The sequence below is a fragment of the Streptomyces sp. ISL-87 genome (genome assembly GCF_018614095.1).
Taxonomy (GTDB): Bacteria; Actinomycetota; Actinomycetes; order Streptomycetales; family Streptomycetaceae; genus Streptomyces.
Window position 1 is genome coordinate 55,569 of record NZ_JAGGOY010000007.1, and the last position, 14,362, is coordinate 69,930.

At 72.0% G+C, this 14,362-nt stretch carries 11 protein-coding genes, 2 tRNA genes and 1 pseudogene; 13 read left to right on the forward strand and 1 reads right to left on the reverse strand.

Annotated features, from left to right (window positions below; translation table 11 throughout):
* The first annotated feature begins 40 nt into the window (after positions 1 to 40).
* From nadD to J7I97_RS01845, 13 genes and pseudogenes are all read left to right on the forward strand, one after another.
* Complete coding sequence (gene nadD, locus J7I97_RS01785) at positions 41 to 658, forward strand: nicotinate-nucleotide adenylyltransferase (protein ID WP_214930536.1); 618 nt, start codon at positions 41 to 43, stop codon at positions 656 to 658.
* Positions 659 to 682: 24 nt separating this feature from the next.
* Complete coding sequence (locus tag J7I97_RS01790; protein WP_214930537.1) at positions 683 to 2,401, forward strand: LCP family protein; 1,719 nt, start codon at positions 683 to 685, stop codon at positions 2,399 to 2,401.
* Between the two features lie 108 nt (positions 2,402 to 2,509).
* A complete protein-coding gene (gene rsfS / locus J7I97_RS01795; protein ID WP_030297201.1) occupies positions 2,510 to 2,956 on the forward strand; it encodes a ribosome silencing factor in 447 nt (148 codons plus the stop codon).
* Between the two features lie 74 nt (positions 2,957 to 3,030).
* The gene (locus J7I97_RS01800; protein WP_214930609.1) at positions 3,031 to 3,651 is read left to right on the forward strand and encodes a histidine phosphatase family protein; all 621 of its coding nucleotides are present in this window, start codon (positions 3,031 to 3,033) and stop codon (positions 3,649 to 3,651) included.
* 112 nt (positions 3,652 to 3,763) lie between these two features.
* Positions 3,764 to 3,836: transfer RNA gene (locus tag J7I97_RS01805), tRNA-Ala, on the forward strand.
* Between the two features lie 143 nt (positions 3,837 to 3,979).
* On the forward strand, positions 3,980 to 4,213 hold the full coding sequence (locus tag J7I97_RS01810) for a hypothetical protein (protein WP_008738908.1): 234 nt from the start codon (positions 3,980 to 3,982) through the stop codon (positions 4,211 to 4,213).
* Positions 4,214 to 4,373: 160 nt separating this feature from the next.
* A tRNA-Ala gene (locus J7I97_RS01815) sits at positions 4,374 to 4,446 on the forward strand.
* A gap of 340 nt (positions 4,447 to 4,786) precedes the next feature.
* Complete coding sequence (leuS, locus tag J7I97_RS01820; RefSeq protein WP_214930538.1) at positions 4,787 to 7,669, forward strand: leucine--tRNA ligase; 2,883 nt, start codon at positions 4,787 to 4,789, stop codon at positions 7,667 to 7,669.
* 130 nt (positions 7,670 to 7,799) lie between these two features.
* Positions 7,800 to 8,546, forward strand: a complete 747-nt coding sequence (locus J7I97_RS01825) for a hypothetical protein (protein WP_214930539.1) — start codon at positions 7,800 to 7,802, stop codon at positions 8,544 to 8,546.
* A gap of 145 nt (positions 8,547 to 8,691) precedes the next feature.
* Positions 8,692 to 9,537, forward strand: a complete 846-nt coding sequence (locus J7I97_RS01830; protein ID WP_214930540.1) for a DegV family protein — start codon at positions 8,692 to 8,694, stop codon at positions 9,535 to 9,537.
* Between the two features lie 98 nt (positions 9,538 to 9,635).
* A complete protein-coding gene (locus tag J7I97_RS01835) occupies positions 9,636 to 10,670 on the forward strand; it encodes a ComEA family DNA-binding protein (RefSeq protein WP_214930541.1) in 1,035 nt (344 codons plus the stop codon).
* A gap of 146 nt (positions 10,671 to 10,816) precedes the next feature.
* A pseudogene (locus tag J7I97_RS01840) lies at positions 10,817 to 13,039 on the forward strand (ComEC/Rec2 family competence protein); the annotation flags it as partial.
* Positions 13,040 to 13,175: 136 nt separating this feature from the next.
* A complete protein-coding gene (locus J7I97_RS01845) occupies positions 13,176 to 14,057 on the forward strand; it encodes a YceI family protein (RefSeq protein WP_214930542.1) in 882 nt (293 codons plus the stop codon).
* Positions 14,058 to 14,089: 32 nt separating this feature from the next.
* On the opposite strand, the gene J7I97_RS01850 is transcribed toward J7I97_RS01845, so the two are convergent.
* The gene (locus J7I97_RS01850) at positions 14,090 to 14,332 is read right to left on the reverse strand and encodes a hypothetical protein (RefSeq protein WP_214930543.1); all 243 of its coding nucleotides are present in this window, start codon (positions 14,330 to 14,332) and stop codon (positions 14,090 to 14,092) included.
* Between the last annotated feature and the right edge of the window lie 30 nt (positions 14,333 to 14,362).

The following is a 14,362-nucleotide window of genomic DNA, read 5'->3' on the forward strand; positions in this document are numbered from 1 at the left end:
GGGTCCGGACCGCTCCGCCGGGCCAGTAGGCTCTGCGCTCATGGGAGAGCAGGAAGTGCCTACCGGCCCGGTCAAGCGCCGGCTCGGCGTGATGGGCGGGACATTCGACCCGATCCACCACGGACACCTGGTGGCCGCCAGTGAGGTGGCCGCCCTTTTCCACCTCGACGAGGTGGTGTTCGTACCGACCGGCGAGCCGTGGCAGAAGTCGCAGCGCGCCGTGTCACCCGCCGAGGACCGCTACCTCATGACGGTCATCGCGACGGCCTCGAACCCCCAGTTCTCGGTGAGCCGCATCGACATCGACCGCGGCGGGCCGACGTACACGATCGACACCCTGCGGGATCTGAGCACACTCAACCCCGACTCCGACCTGTTCTTCATCACGGGTGCCGACGCCCTCGCGCAGATCCTGACCTGGCGCAACGCCGACGAGCTCTTCTCGCTCGCCCACTTCATCGGAGTCACCCGGCCGGGCCATGTGCTCACCGACGACGGACTGCCCAAGGGCGGCGTCTCCCTCGTCGAGGTGCCCGCGCTGGCGATCTCGTCCACGGACTGCCGCGCTCGGGTGGCCACGGGAGAGCCTGTCTGGTACCTGGTACCGGACGGTGTGGTGCGCTACATCGACAAGCGTGAGCTGTACCGGGGAGCCTGAGCTTCCGGAGAGAGGGGCCCCGCGGTGAACGACCGACAGGAGCCGTACGACCCGTACGCCGCACAGGAGCAGCAGCTCATCGGCTACGACGTGTACGGGCGGCCGGTGTACGGCCAGGTGCCCGCCCGGCCTGCCCCCGCGCCTGCCCCCCAGTACGAGCAGCAGTACGGCTACGACTACCAGGGGTACGACCAGCAGCCACAGCAGCCGCAGCCACAGCAGCCGCCGCAGCAGCAGTACTACGCGCCGCAGCCCCCCGCCCAGGCGTATGGGCAGCAGCAGTACGCCCAGGGCCCCGGCTACGGGTACGACACGCGGCAGAACCAGCAGTGGATCCCTCAGCAGCCCGCCCCGGAGGCCCCGGCTGCCCAGGCCCGAGCCCAGGCCCCAGCCCCGGCGGCGGAACCGGAACCGGAGTCCCGGCGGCCGGCCGCGCGGGTCCCCGAGCCGCGCCGGCCCGAACCGGCGGCCGGCGGCGGCGACTACCGCACCGAGCAGTTCGCCTTCATCGATCAGCCCGACGAGGACTCCGAAGACGTCATCGACTGGCTCGCGTTCACCGAGAGCCGCACCGAACGCCGCGAGGAGGCCCGCCGCCGCGGCCGCAACCGGGTGGTCGCGCTGATCGTCGTACTCGCCCTGTTCGTCGTCGGAGGCGCCGGATACCTCTGGTACGCCGACAAGCTGCCTTTCCTCGCGGGCCCCGCGCAGAAGAAGGGCGGCGCCGCCGCCGCGGACGGCCCGCAGAAGCGCGACATGATCGTCGTCCACCTGCACAACACCAAGAAGGGCGGCACCTCCACGGCGCTGCTCGTCGACAACGTCACCACCCAGCAGGGCGCCACCGTGCTGCTGCCCAACACCCTCGCCGTCCCCCAGCAGGACGGCTCCGGCCTCGCCCTCGGCAAGGCGGTCGAGGAGGGCGGCCTAGGCACCCGGGAGTCCCTCGACACGGTGCTCGGCACCAGCATCGGCGGCACCTGGCGCCTGGACACCCCCTTCCTGGAGCGCCTGGTCGAGCTCGTCGGCGGCATCGAGGTGGACACCGACACCGCGGTCCCGGCCGACGAGCAGGCCAGGACCCCGGCCGTGGCCCAGGGCCAGAAGCAGAGCCTGAGCGGGGCCATGGCCGTCGCGTACGCCACCCACCGCGCCCAGGGCGAGCCGGAGGCCAAGCAGCTGGAGCGGATGGGCAAGGTGCTGTACGCCGTACTGCGCAAGATCCCCGCCGATCCGAAGTCCGCGGCGGTGACGATCGAGAGCATGGGCCAGATCCTGGACCCCGCGCTGAACGCCCAGACCCTCGGCGCCCTGCTGTCCAAGATCGGCGAGCACGCCAAGGTGGGCGCGTACCGCACCGAGCTGCTCGCGGTGAAGGCGGACGGCGGCCTCACCGACGACGCGAACAAGAAGGTCGTCAAGGAGATCCTCGGCGGCTCCTTCACCGCGGCGCAGGCCACGGGCGCGCCCAGGGTCGGTCTCAAGGACGCCACCGGCGACGCGAAGACGCAGGTCGCGGCGAAGGCGGCGCTGCTGAACGGCGGCTACACCTTCGTGGACGGCGGCAAGGCCGACAAGACCCAGGCCGCCTCGCAGATCACGTACCAGGACGACGTCCAGCGGGACAAGGCCATCGAGGTCGCCAAGACGCTGGGGCTGGCCGAGACGGTCGTGAAGAAGGCCGAGAACGCCGTCAACGCGGACGTCGTGGTGACCCTGGGCAAGGACTACAAACCGTCCTGACACGGCCTTCAGCAGTGCCTCCGCCCGCGCGGAACGTTCCGCGCGGGCGGTGTCGGCGGTACATGAGACCCTTGTAAGGATCTGCCCGCCAACCCGAAAGCATGGCCAGTGACCGCCACGGACCGCTCCATCGAGCTCATCACCGCCGCCGCCCAGGCCGCGGCCGACCGGCTCGCGCACGACATCATCGCCTACGACGTCAGCGACGTGCTGTCGATCACCGACGCCTTCCTGCTCGCCTCGGCCCCCAACGACCGCCAGGTCAAGTCGATCGTGGACGAGATCGAGGAGCGCCTGCTCAAGGAGCTCGGCGCCAAGCCGGTGCGCCGCGAGGGCGACCGCGACGCCCGCTGGATCCTGCTCGACTACATCGACATCGTTGTGCACGTCCAGCACAGCGAGGAGCGGGTCTTCTACGCGCTGGAGCGCCTGTGGAAGGACTGCCCCGAGATCGAGCTCCCCGAGGACGCCAAGCTCACCAAGGGCAAGGCGGAGGAGCACGCCAAGCTGCGTGAGGCGGCGGGGGACGACGAACTGGACGGTGATCTGTTCTGAGCGCGACCAACAGCAGCACCGGCGCGTCCCGTGCGTCCGGCGCGACCCGCGCGTCCGGCAAGAACGGCAGGAAGATCGTCCTCTGGCGGCACGGCCAGACCTCCTGGAACCTGGAGCGCCGCTTCCAGGGCTCCACGGACATCGCGCTGACCGAGACGGGTGTGGCGCAGGCGCGCCGCGCCGCTCGGCTGCTCGCCTCGCTGAAGCCGGACGCCATCGTGGCCTCCGATCTCCAGCGGGCCTCCGCCACGGCCGCCGAGCTCGCCGCCATCACGGGCCTGCCCGTGGAGCACGACGAGTCGCTGCGCGAGACGTACGCGGGTGAGTGGCAGGGCCTGACGCACGACGAGATCCTCGAGAAGTACGGCGAGCAGTACGCGGCGTGGAAGCGCGGCGAGCCCGTGCGCCGCGGCGGCGGCGAGCTGGAGACCGAGGTCGCCGACCGGGCCGCTCCGGTGGTGCTGATGCACGCCGGCCGGCTGCCGGAGGGTGGCACGCTCGTGGTGGTCAGCCACGGCGGGACCATCCGTACGACCATCGGCCGCCTGCTGGGCCTGGAGTCGTACTACTGGGAGGGCCTCGGCGGGCTGTCCAACTGCTGCTGGTCCGTCCTCGGCGAGGGCGCGCGCGGCTGGCGTCTGATGGAGCACAACGCCGGCACGCTGCCGGAGCCGGTGCTCGGCGACGACGACTGAGCCCGCCTCAGTGCGGCTCCCACCCGGATTTCACTTTCCGGCTGGTCACAGGCTAGAGTTCTTCTTGTTCGCAGCGCAGAACGCCGGAAACGGGGGGAGCGTCGCGGAGAGCGGGGCTATAGCTCAGTTGGTAGAGCGCCTGCATGGCATGCAGGAGGTCAGGAGTTCAATTCTCCTTAGCTCCACAATCAGGATCCCGTCCCCAATAGGGGGCGGGATCCTTGTGTTTGTTCCCTTTGTGCTTGCTGACCCGGCCCGTACCGGCATGGCAGAATCGGACGGCCGGAGGGGGACACGACGGCCCGACGCGGGAGGGAGTCGCTGACGGATGGGTGCACACCGGCGGCGGTGCGACTGGTGCAACAACGGCACGCCGATCGTGCGGGACATGGACCCGGTCAACCCCGACTACCAGTACTGGTGCGAGGAATGCGCGCGGGCGCTGATCATAAAAGGCGACCCGATCGAGACCTACCGCGAGCTGGAGGGGGAGCCGATCTACGGCCGCCTGCTCGACGAGCACTGCACGCTCAAGCGGTTCTACCAGTTCGCGAGAGCGTGACCTGACGTTCGCGAGAGCGTGACCTACGGGGCGCAACAGGACGAAGCGGGCATGGTCCTTGGTCGGTGGAAACCGATTTTTGGACAAGGGCCATGACCGTGTAATGTTTGGGACGTCGCCAAGGGGAACCGGCAAGGAAACCAGGCGGCAGGCAAGACAAGGGGCTATAGCTCAGTTGGTAGAGCGCCTGCATGGCATGCAGGAGGTCAGGAGTTCAATTCTCCTTAGCTCCACAGTGAAGAGAAGCGGGCCACCCGGATCGGGTGGCCCGCTTCTCGTTGTGCCGCTTCGCGCTCGAGAGTGCCGCTTCGTGCCCCGTGTGTGCCGCTCGTGCTCGTGTGTGGCGCTCGGGCTCGTGGGTGCTTCTCGTTGCGTGGAACGGCCGAGCGGCTGTAGGGGCCGCTGCGGTACCCTGACGCCATGCGTGCCGTACGCCTTCTGCTTACCGAGCCGCGCTGATCAGAGCCGACCTTCGAGACGGTCGGCATCGGCGCGGCGTCCCCTCCTGTGCGAGGGGTTTTTTCGTTTGGGCAGGCAGAGACGGCGAAGACGATCGATGGAGCTTCAGAAATCATGAGCGAGACGAACACCCCGGCCCCCGAGGCGGCCGAGGCGCACCGCTACACGGCTGCCATGGCCGCCGACATCGAGGCACGCTGGCAGGACGTATGGGACGCGGAGGGCACGTACGAGGCCCCGAACCCGACCGGTGACCTGGCCGGGGACGCGGCGGTCGTCGCGCGGCCCAAGAAGTTCATCATGGACATGTTCCCGTACCCGTCCGGCGCGGGGCTGCACGTCGGCCACCCGCTCGGGTACATCGCCACCGATGTCTTCGCCCGCCACCAGCGGATGACCGGCCACAACGTCCTGCACACCCTGGGCTTCGACGCCTTCGGCCTGCCGGCCGAGCAGTACGCCGTGCAGACCGGTACACACCCGCGCGTGTCGACCGAGGCGAACATCGAGAACATGAAGGTCCAGCTGCGCCGGCTGGGCCTGGGCCACGACAAGCGCCGGTCGTTCGCGACGATCGACCCGGACTACTACAAGTGGACCCAGTGGATCTTCCTGCAGATCTACAACTCCTGGTACGACGCGGACGCGAAGAAGGCCCGGCCGATCGCCGAGCTGGTCGCCGCCTTCGAGGACGGCTCCCGTGAGGTTCCCGGTGGCGTCGCGGACGGGCGTGCCTGGGCCGAGCTGACCGCGGGCGAGCGGGCCGACGTACTGAACGAGCACCGGCTGGCGTACGCCTCGGACGCGCCGGTGAACTGGTGCCCGGGGCTGGGCACCGTACTGGCCAACGAGGAGGTCACCGCGGACGGCCGGTCCGAGCGCGGCAACTTCCCGGTGTTCAAGGCCAAGCTGAGCCAGTGGAACATGCGGATCACGGCCTACGCCGACCGCCTGCTGGACGACCTGGACGGGCTGGACTGGCCCGACGCCATCAAGCTGCAGCAGCGCAACTGGATCGGGCGCAGCGAGGGCGCGCGCGTCGACTTCGCGGTCGGCGACGACGCCATCACGGTGTTCACCACGCGCCCCGACACGCTGTTCGGCGCCACGTACATGGTGCTGGCGCCGGAGCACGAGCTGGTCGAGAAGATCGTCCCGGCCGAGTGGCCGAGCGGCACGCGCCAGGTGTGGACCGGTGGCGCCGCCACCCCGGGTGAAGCCGTCAACGAGTACCGCAAGCAGGCCGCCTCGAAGTCGGACGTCGAGCGCCAGGCCGAGGCCAAGGACAAGACCGGCGTCTTCACCGGCGCGTACGCGACCAACCCGGTCAGCGGTGACCAGGTCCCGGTCTTCATCGCGGACTACGTGCTGATGGGCTACGGCACCGGCGCGATCATGGCCGTCCCGGCGCACGACACCCGTGACTTCGCGTTCGCGCAGGCCTTCGAGCTGCCGATGCGCTGTGTCGTGGAACCCTCGGACGACCGCGACGCCGACCCGGCCGAGTGGGACGACGCGTTCTCCTCGTACGACGGCACCATCGTGAACTCGACGGGCGAGGGCATCTCGCTGGACGGCCTGGGCGTCGTCGAGGCGAAGGCCGCGATCACCTCGTGGCTGGCCGAGCAGGGCATCGGCGAGGGGACGGTCAACTTCCGCCTGCGCGACTGGCTGTTCAGCCGTCAGCGCTACTGGGGCGAGCCCTTCCCGATCGTCTACGACGAGGACGGCGTCGCGCACTCGCTGCCCGAGTCGATGCTGCCGCTGGAGCTGCCCGAGGTCGAGGACTACTCGCCGCGCACCTTCGAGCCGGACGACGCGCTGTCGCAGCCCGAGACCCCGCTGTCCCGCAAGGGGGACTGGGTCAACGTGGAGCTGGACCTGGGCCGTGGCGAGGGCGTCAAGCGCTACCGCCGCGAGACCAACACCATGCCGAACTGGGCCGGCTCCTGCTGGTACGAGCTGCGCTACCTGGACCCGAACAACGCGTCGGCCCTGGTGGACCCGGAGATCGAGCAGTACTGGATGGGCCCGCGCGAGGGCGCGCCGCACGGCGGTGTCGACCTGTACGTGGGCGGCGCCGAGCACGCGGTGCTGCACCTGCTGTACGCGCGCTTCTGGTCGAAGGTGCTGTTCGACCTGGGTCACGTCTCGTCGGCCGAGCCGTTCCACAAGCTGTTCAACCAGGGCATGATCCAGGCGTATGCGTACACCGACTCGCGCGGTGTGTACGTCCCGGCGGCCGAGGTCGAGGAGCGCGACGGCGGCTACTTCTACCAGGGCGAGCCCGTCAAGCGTGAGCACGGCAAGATGGGCAAGTCCCTGAAGAACGCCGTCACGCCGGACGAGATCTGCGAGGAGTACGGCGCGGACACCCTGCGCCTGTACGAGATGGCGATGGGTCCGCTGGACGTCTCGCGTCCGTGGGACACCCGCGCCGTCGTCGGCCAGTACCGGCTGCTGCAGCGTCTGTGGCGCAACATCGTGGACGAGGAGTCGGGCGCGGTGACGGTCGTCGACGCCGAGCCCGGCGAGGACACCCTGCGCGCGCTGCACAAGGCGATCGACGGGGCCGGCGCGGACCTGGCGGGGCTGCGCTTCAACACCGCCATCGCGAAGATCACCGAGCTGAACAACGCGCTGACGAAGGCGGGCCGCCCGCTGGAGCGCTCGGTGGCCGAGCGGCTGGTGCTGCTGGTCGCGCCGCTGGCCCCGCACATCGCGGAGGAGCTGTGGCACCGCCTGGGCCACACCGACTCGGTCGTCCACCAGGACTTCCCGGTCGCGGACCCGGCGTTCGTCGTGGACGAGAGCGTGACGTGTGTCGTTCAGATCAAGGGCAAGGTCAAGGCCCGGCTGGAGGTCCCGCCGGCGATCTCCGAGGGTGACCTGGAGCAGCTGGCGCTGGCCGACGAGGCGGTCGTGGCGGCGCTGGGCGGCGCGGAGATCCGCAAGGTGATCGTGCGCGCGCCGAAGCTGGTGAACATCGTCGTCTGACGGCTGTCTGACGGCTGTCTGACGGCTAGGGGTATTCCCGTACGGGCAGGTTGGGGGTTCGATTGGAACCCCTGACCTGCCCGTGGCGTTTACGGTGGAGGGGACGGAAAAAGCAGGGGAAGGGAGCCTCATGGAGGCGGGCGCGGTGGTTCTTGTCTTTGCCCTGTTGGTGCTGATCGCCCTCTTGGGGCTGGGGGTGTGGGCCACGGTGAAGGTGGTCGGCGCGGCGAAGCGCGGCGTGGACCGGACCGTCACGCAGGCCCGCCGGGCCGTGGAGGACACCACCTTGAAGGCGAAGAGCTTCGGCCAGGTCGGGGTCACGGCGGCGCTGGCGCAGCTGCGGCTGGACCTGCGGGGGTCGATGCGGGCCACGCAGCAGGCGCTGTACCAGGGGGTGCAGGCGGACCCCTCGCTGAAGGAGTCGATCGGGCTGTTCGAGCGGCTGAGCGCGCACGGGCGCGAGCTGGACGACGAGCTGAAGCGGCTGGAGCAGGAGCCGGATCGCAAGCGGATAGCCGACCGTCTGCCTGACCTGCGGGAACGGACCGCCAAGATCACCGAGTCGGCGGACTCCCTGCGATGGGCCGCCCGCGACCGCGCCCGCCGTTTCGCGGAGGACGACCTGTCGGCGCTGTCGGCACAGATCGAGGTCGAGTCCGGGGCGCTGCGGGACTGGTCGCGGGAGTCGGTGGACGACCTGACCGCTGCCGCCGCGGCGTGGGACGCCAGTCAGCCGCCGCCGGCCCAGGCGCCTCCCGCAGCAGCACCTCCCTCGGCCCCGGCCGACTGGGGACAGGCGCCCCCGGCGCTGAACCCGGCCGCCGCGGCACCCCGGTACCCGTGGCAGAAGTCGACCCGACCGGAAACGACGACGTGAGTCGGGTACGGTCCGCCGCGGGGCGCTGAGCCCGACCAAGCCTCGTGTCCTCGCCGGCCCGGGGTGTTCCCCCGCTACCCGACGAGTCGGCCCGACGAGGGCCCCAAGCTGCCGGACCACCCCCTCTGGCGGTAACCTCCGGCTCATGTCCCGCCATGTCGCGATCGTCACCGATTCCACGGCCTACCTGCCCCAACCGGCGATGGCACGGCACGGGATCACCTCCGTCCCCCTGACCGTGGTACTCGGAGACGAGGCACTCGAAGAGGGCACCGAGATCTCGGCCCGCAGCCTCGCGCTGGCCCTGCAGAAGCGTCGGCCGGTCACCACGTCCCGTCCCAGCCCGGAGGAGTTCGTCCGGGCCTACCAGGCGGCCGCGGACGCCGGTGCGACCGGCATCGTCAGCCTTCACCTGTCCGCCGAGTTCTCCGGAACCTACGACGCCGCCGTGGTCGCGGCCAAGACCGCCCCCGTCCCCGTCCGCGTCGTGGACACCGGCATGGTCGCCATGGCCCTCGGCTTCTGCGCCCTGGCCGCCGCCGAGGCGGCCGAGGCAGGCGGCTCCGTCGACGAGGCCGTGGCCGCCGCCGAGAAGCGCGCGGCGGACATGTCGGCGTACTTCTACGTCGACACCCTGGACTACCTCCGCCGCGGCGGGCGGATCGGCGCCGCGCAGGCACTCCTCGGGTCTGCCCTCGCCGTAAAGCCGCTGCTGACACTGGACGGCGGCCGGATCGAGATGCTGGAGAAGGTGCGTACGGCCTCCAAGGCGATCGCCCGGCTGGAGGAGCTGGCCGTCGAGCGGGCAGGCTCCGCCAGTGTCGACGTGGCCGTGCACCACCTGGCGGCCCCGGAACGGGCGGAGAAGCTGGCGCAGCGGCTCCGGGAGCGCATCCCGGGCCTGATCGAACTGCACGTCAGCGAGGTCGGAGCGGTGATCGGCGCGCACACCGGGCCGGGACTGCTGGCAGCGGTGATCTCTCCCCGCTGATCACCGGAACGGGTGGCGGGGATATCCACAACGCGGCTGTTTTGCACCGGAATTGATGCCTCCGCACGGTGGTCGGGGTCCGCCCCTACCGTCGTGGCATGACGACTCGAACGCGTACTTCGCACCCGTCCGGCGCCACCAGCGGCCCCGGCCGTTCCCGCCTCTCCGACGGCCGTTTCCGGCACCGCCGGGGGCACCGGGGTACCCACCCCGATCCCGTCGCGGTCCGCCGCCGGGCCGAAGCCCTGCTCGGGGGCAGCAGCCCGCCGGAGGCGCCGTCGCCGTCGCCGTCACCGGATACGGGGGTGATCAGCGAGGCCCGGCCTGCGGCGCCGCCATCGCTGCCGCCGGATGCGGGGGTGACGAGCGAGGCCTGGCCCGCGCCGCCGCCTGTGCCGCCGGACGATTCCCCTGCCGGGAGCCCGCCGGGGGAGGAGGCCGCGTTGGGCGGGACGGCATCCCGGAGTCTGGCCGTACGGGAGCGGCTGCCGGTGTGGCTGCAGGCCCGGTGCGGGGTGGAGCCGCGCACGGTGGCCGCAGTGGGGGTGGTGCTGCTCGCCGCCGTCGGTTTCGCCGCGCAGCAGTACTGGTCGGGCCGGCCGCAGCCGGTGACCGCCCCGGCGGTGGTCGCGCCGGCACCTGTATCCGCCATTGCGACCGCGTCGGCCCCCTTGCCCCCGCCCTCGCCCGGAGCGCCTGCCGGGCCACCCGCCGCCGGAAGCGCCCGCATCGTGGTCGACGTCAGCGGCAAGGTCCGGGATCCCGGCATCCGGCGGCTGCCCGCCGGTTCGCGGGTCGAGGACGCGCTGGCCGCTGCCGGGGGAGTGCGCCCGGGTGCGGACACCACCGGGCTGAACCGGGCCCGGGTCCTGATGGACGGGGAGCAGGTGCTGGTGGGCGCTCCGGCGCCGGTTCTCCCGGGCGGGGCCGGGCCGAGTCGGGGCCCGCTGAGCCTGGGCAGCGCCACCGTGGAGCAGCTGGACGGTCTGCCCGGAGTGGGGCCGGTGCTGGCGCAGCACATCGTGGACTTCCGCACGGCGCGCGGGGGCTTCCGTTCCGTGGAGGACCTCCGCCAGGTCAACGGCATCGGTGAGCGGCGGTTCGCCGATTTGCGCACCTTGGTACGGCCGTGAGCCGCCCCGAGGGTCCGGGCCCGGTGGATCTGCGGCTTGTGGCGCCGGCCCTGGCCGCGTGGGTGGCGGCCGCCCTGGCGCTTGACGCACCGGGTGGCTGGACTGCCGCCGGGGTGGGGCTGGGGGTGGCCTGCGCGGGGCTGCTCATGCTGGCAGGCTGCCGTCGTCCGGGGCCGTTGTGGAAGGCCGGCACGGCCGCTGCCGCAGCCCTGCTGTGCGCTGCCGCCGGGGCCGGGGTGGCGGGGCTCCAGCGGGCGGAGGCGCGGGCCGGGCCGGTCGTGGGGCTGGCCCGGGAGCACGCCCGGGTGTTCGCGGAGCTCACCGTCGGCTCCGATCCTCGAACCGTCCGCGGCGGGAGCGGGCCTCCCGTGGTGGTGCTGGACGCGGTGGTGGACCGGGTGACCGGGCCCGACGGGGTGCGGACACGGGTCGCCACCCCGGTGCGGGTGCTGGCCGGGCACCCGGACTGGGCCCGGCTGCAACCCTCGACCCGGGTGGCGGTGGTCGCCCGGCTGGCCCCGGCCCGGGACGGGGAGCAGGCCGTCGCACTGCTCCGCCCGGCGGGCGACACCCCGCCCGGGGTGACGGGCGGCCCGGACATCGCGCAGCGCATCGCGGGGAGCCTGCGGGCCGGGCTGCGGCAGGCCACTGAGGGGCTGCCGCGGGACGCCAGGGCGCTGCTGCCGGGGCTGGTGGTCGGAGACACCTCCAGGGTCCCGCCCGACCTGCACGAGGCCTTCCGGGCCACCGATCTGCTGCATCTGCTGGCGGTGTCCGGATCCAACCTCACCGTGGTGCTGTTCCTGCTCATCGGGCCCCCCGCCGCCGCACAGCACGCGGAGCGGCGCGGGCTGGCACCCCGTCTCGGGCTCTCGCTGCGGGCGACCGCGCTGTGCGGGGCGGCCCTGACGCTGGCGTTCGTGGTGGTGTGCCGGCCCGATCCGAGCGTGCTGCGGGCCGCTGCCTGCGGGGCGATCACCCTGCTGGCCATCGCCACCGGGCGGCGTAGATCCCTGATCCCCGCCCTGGCCGCCGCCGTCCTGCTGCTGGTGCTGTACGACCCCTGGCTGGCCCGCAGTTACGGCTTCCTGCTCTCCGTGCTGGCCACCGGGGCCCTGCTGACCCTCGGCCCGCGGTGGAGCGAGGCCCTGCGGCGGCGCGGGATCCGGCCCCGGCTCGCCGAGGCGCTGGGGGCCGCGGCGGCCGCCCAGGCGGTGTGTGCGCCGGTGGTCGCCGTGCTCTCGGCCCGGGTGAGCCTGGTGGCGGTGCCGTGCAACCTGCTGGCCGAGCTCGCGGCGGGCCCGGCGACGGTGCTGGGCTTCGCGGCGCTGGCGGCCGCCCCGTTGTGGATGCCCGCCGCGGAGCTGCTCGCGTGGTGCGCGGGGGTACCGGCCGGCTGGATCGCCGCGGTGGCCCGGGCCGGGGCGCGGCTGCCGGGTGCGGAGCTGCCGTGGCCGGGCGGACTCACCGGCGGCCTGCTGCTGGCCGCCGCCACGCTGGCCGTCGTAGGCCTCGGGTCGCGGCTCGGCAGGCATCGGTGGGCCTGTGCGGTGGTGGCCGTTCTGCTGCTCCTCGCGGTGTTGCGGCCGCCGCAGCTGACGCGGACCCTCACCGGCTGGCCGCCGCCCGACTGGAGTTACGTCCAGTGCGCCGTGGGCCAGGGCGACGCCGCGGTGCTGGCCGTCGGCCCGGGCACGGCCGTGGTGGTCGACACGGGTCCCGATCCAGGGCCGGTGGACGACTGCTTGCGCGCCTTGGGGGTGCGCCGGGTGCCGCTGCTCCTGCTGACGCACTTTCACGCCGACCATGTGGGCGGCCTGTCGGGGGTGCTGCGCGGCCGGGCAGTGGGTGTGATTCAGACCACCACCTTGGAGGAGCCGCCCGGGCAGGCCGAGTCGGTGCGCCGGACCGCCGCTTCCGCAGGTGTGCCCGTCGTGCCGGCGCCGTCGGGGGAGCGGCGCCGGGCCGGACCGCTGGAGTGGGAGGTGCTCTGGCCGCCGTCCGCCGGCCCGCCGCCGGACGGGCCCAACGATGCGAGCGTCGCCCTGCTGGTCCATGCTTCCGGCCTGACCCTGCTTCTGCTCGGCGACCTCGAACCGCCCGCCCAGCAAGCCCTGCTGAGGACGCATCCGGAGCTGGGGCCGGTCGATGTGCTCAAGGTCGCCCACCACGGCTCGGCGCATCAGGACCCCGGCCTCCAGGCGCGCGTCCGGCCCCGTATCGCGATCGTCCCGGTCGGCGCGGCCAACCGCTACGGGCATCCCGCAGCGGGTACGCTCGCGCGGCTGCGGGCGATGGGGGCGACCGTACTGCGCACCGACACCGACGGCTCTGTGGCCGTCTCCGGAAGCGGCTCGCGGATGCGGGCATTTCCAGCCGGACGACGTCGGGGCAGGCGCGGCCATACCGGGCGCGACCATTCTGTTTGCCCACAACCCGACAGCATGATCGAATGCGTTTTCGCCAGAGCGGTCCAAGTCCACACAGCACGGGGGTGCATCAACCATGTTCGGACGCCGACGGGGGATGGAGACGGCCGGAAGTGCCAGCTCACACACATCCGCGACATTGACCCTGCCGCCTTCTGCGCGGCTGCTCAGCTGCCGTGTCCTCGACACGGTCCACCAGCCGGTCCGGCAGGCCAAGTTCGAGGTCACCGACCCGATCGGCCGACGGGTCGTCAGCGGCGAGACGGACCCGTTCGGCGGGTTCACCGCGGCCATGCCGGAGGGGGAGTACCGGCTTTCGGTCACCGCGGAGGGCTACGCGCCGTTCCACGGGGCGACGCTGGTGGGGGACCCGGCGCAACCCGGCACCGGGGAGATCATCCTCGACGCGGTGGAGCCGCCTCTGCTGCCGCAGCCCGGGCACTGGGAACTCGACCCCGCGCACTCGTCGATCGCCTTCACGGCGCGGCACATCGGCTTCGCCCGGATCCACGGCAGGTTCAACACCTTCGCCGGGGCGGTACGGATAGCCGAGCGCATGGAGGACTCCTCCATGCACGTCATCATCGATGCGGCGAGCATCGACACCGGGCTGCGGATGCGGGACGACCACCTGCGCTCCGCCGACTTCCTGGACTCCGCCCACCACCCGACGGTGGAGTTCTACAGCGAACGGTTCATCCACCGCAGCGGCAGCCGCTGGGCCGTCGCGGGAGCCCTCACCCTCCACGGCGTCAGCCGTTCCGTCACCCTGGACACCCAGTACCTGGGTCTCGGCACGGGCCTGGAGGGCGAACCCCGCGCCGTCTGCCGCGCGACGGCCGAACTGCAACGGGAGGACTTCACCCTGAACTGGCAGTCGATGCTGGCCCACGGGATCGCGGCGATCGGTTCGAGCGTGGAAGTGGAACTGGACATCCAGATCGTCCACAAGGCCTAGGCGTACCGGCGCGCCCTGGGGCTCGGCAGGGTCTACGGGGCCTCCAGCCAGCCCTCGTACTCGGCGGCGAGGGTGTCCAGGGAGGTGGAGTCCAGGCGTTCCCGCGGGTCCTCCACGACCACCAGCCACTGGGCGTCCTCGGCGTCGTCCTCACCGGCCAGGGCGTCGCGGACCAGCTGCGGTTCCTCCGGCAGGCCGAAGCGGTCGACGACCTCCTGCGCCACCTCCTCGGCGGCGTCGCGGTCGGGCAGGACCAGTACATGTCGCACGTTCACCGGACCATTCTCAGGTATGGGGTGAGGGGG